A 2,140-nucleotide genomic window follows, 5' to 3' on the forward strand; every position below is an offset into this window, starting at 1 on the left:
CTTGCTGACCGAGCGCTGCCTCAGGCTCCGCCCCGACGGGCGCGTCTACGGCTGGCGCGGCCTATTACCGTACGCGCACGTGAAGACCTACGAACGGACGGCGCCGCTCAAGCTCAATGCCTGGAGCGGCGGAGCCGTTGGTGCCCTGCAATGGTTGTTCGAGTCGCCCGCGGGACTCGAAGACCGCCTGCGAGCACGGATCCTCGGCAAGCGCGCCGAGCTCGAAGCCTCGCGCCGGCCACGTATGGCTGTATTCCGATGGTTTCTGGCCGAACTGCGCGAACGTGGTTTCGAGCGCCGCGGCGAATGGCCGTTCAATGTTGAAAAGCGCGGCTGCGTGACGCTGGCCCGATACATCGACCGCGTGCTGGCTGAAAATCCCGCGCGGGCGCGCCAACTGGTCGCCGGGGCGGATGCGATGCGCAAGGCCCGAAGCGGCGACGGCACGCGTCGGCCACCGACGGTTCCGTTCGAGCGCGCGTCGAGTGCGATGCACATAAGCTCGATGCCCGTATGATGGTACTGCTGCCGTCTCCGCACGGTGGCACCGAGCCACATTCATCGCTTGTGGGTCGTGGTTCTGATCGAGCTCAGTTCGCGCGCGGTACTCGGCTATCACCTGAGCCTGCGGCGCGAGTGCGGGGCCGAGGACGTACTTCGCGCCGCGCGTTGTGCACTCATGCCATGGACGCCGCGCGAACTGCAGTTCAGCGACGAAGCCTATGTGCCTGGCGCGGGCTTGCCCTCATACCATCACCAGCAACTCGCCGTCGCGTGCTGGAATGAATTCAGCGTCGACGGAGTGCTCGCCAATATTTGCGCGCACGATGGCGCGACGATTTTCGGACCATCGCGTTTTGGCAAATCGTGCGCCGTCGACCACTGGCTGCAGCGCATGCTGTCCGAGCGCTCGTTTGCAGCGACTATTCGAAGAGCGTCATCAGGAGACGGCGCTCCGCCTCGGCTTTCGCGTACGCCGTCGTGTACTGGCATACGTCCGCTTCGGTCGCGAAGTTGCCCGGTGCGCCAGACCCGCACTTTTCGCAGCCTGGATAAGTGACGATGGCCACAGACACGAAGTCCGATGGCTGCAGTTCAATGAGCGGGACTATCCCGGCTCCGATAAAGTCCACACGCGGTATGTGCATTGCGTTTCGCTGTTGTGCGTCGACCGCCAAAGTATTAGCTGGCTTCATTTCGCCGCCTTGCTCTCGCCGTCCACCTCGCGTGCCGCTTGCTCCCAAAACTGGGCGTCTTGCCCTACGGGGATGCCGGCCTGTTCCCACAGGACTCGCGCACGGGGACGAATCTCCGCGTCTCGCTCAGAGGTAAGCTCGAGTGTTTCGAGGCTTTCGCCGTTCTCGCCGACATGGATACACAGTACGTCGTAGCCATCAGCCACTGTGGTCCAATTTGCGACTCGCCTGGTCTCTTCAAATTGTTTGATGGCTGCTTCGACTGCCTCTTGTTTCGTTCCTTGGGCGACGGATACGCGCATTAGCTCGCTGTGATGCGGCAGGCCCGCATGATCCAGAATCTTTTTATAGAAAACGACTTCGAACGGACGTCGCTCTGAAGCGCCGCCCTCGATGTCGGTCAAGGATATGATGCCGACCAGGTGCCCTTCACCGTTGACGACCGCAAGCCGCTGGACATGGGCCTCCCGCATGAGGGTGACCGCTTTTTCGATCGATTCGTCTTTTGAACAGCAAATCGCATCCACGGACATTGCTTCACGAACGCGCATGTGATTCGTGTCGCGATTGTCCGCGACGCCGCGCATCGCTATGTCACGGTCTGTAATCATCCCGAGGAGTCGTCCGTCCTGGCACACCGGTAGGCAGTAAGCGGCCAGCCAACCCGTCTTGAGGGATTGAACTAACCGAGCGCAACCGTCGGCTGCCAGCGGTGAGGCAGCAATGTTGCAATGTCGCTGGCCCTATGGGTCGGCAGTCGGGTGAGGACGTCCTTCAGATAGGCATGCGGTTCGTGGCCATTGAGTTGCGCTGAACGCAACAGGCTCATGATGGCGGCAGCGCGTTGGCCTGCTCGCAGCGAACCGGCAAACAACCAGTTGGACCTGCCGATAGCCCATGGCCGTATCTGGTTTTCGACCCAGTTATGCCGACTCCCGGATTAT

The 2,140-nt window shown here is 61.8% G+C and carries 1 protein-coding gene and 2 pseudogenes; 1 reads left to right on the forward strand and 2 read right to left on the reverse strand.

Annotation, left to right across the window (positions count from 1 at the left end):
- Positions 1–517: pseudogene (locus tag BG61_RS43515) on the forward strand (hypothetical protein); the annotation flags it as partial.
- Positions 518–1,192: 675 nt separating this feature from the next.
- Here the strand turns inward: BG61_RS43515 and BG61_RS39690 are convergent.
- Together BG61_RS39690 and BG61_RS41185 are read right to left on the reverse strand one after the other, a co-directional pair.
- On the reverse strand, positions 1,193–1,921 hold the full coding sequence (locus BG61_RS39690) for a CBS domain-containing protein (protein WP_325099866.1): 729 nt from the start codon (positions 1,919–1,921) through the stop codon (positions 1,193–1,195).
- Positions 1,879–2,124: pseudogene (locus BG61_RS41185) on the reverse strand (transposase domain-containing protein); the annotation flags it as partial. The gene BG61_RS39690 and the pseudogene BG61_RS41185, both read right to left, overlap by 43 nt.
- Between the last annotated feature and the right edge of the window lie 16 nt (positions 2,125–2,140).

The organism is Caballeronia glathei, assembly GCF_000698595.1.
GTDB classification, from domain to species: Bacteria; Pseudomonadota; Gammaproteobacteria; order Burkholderiales; family Burkholderiaceae; genus Caballeronia; species Caballeronia glathei.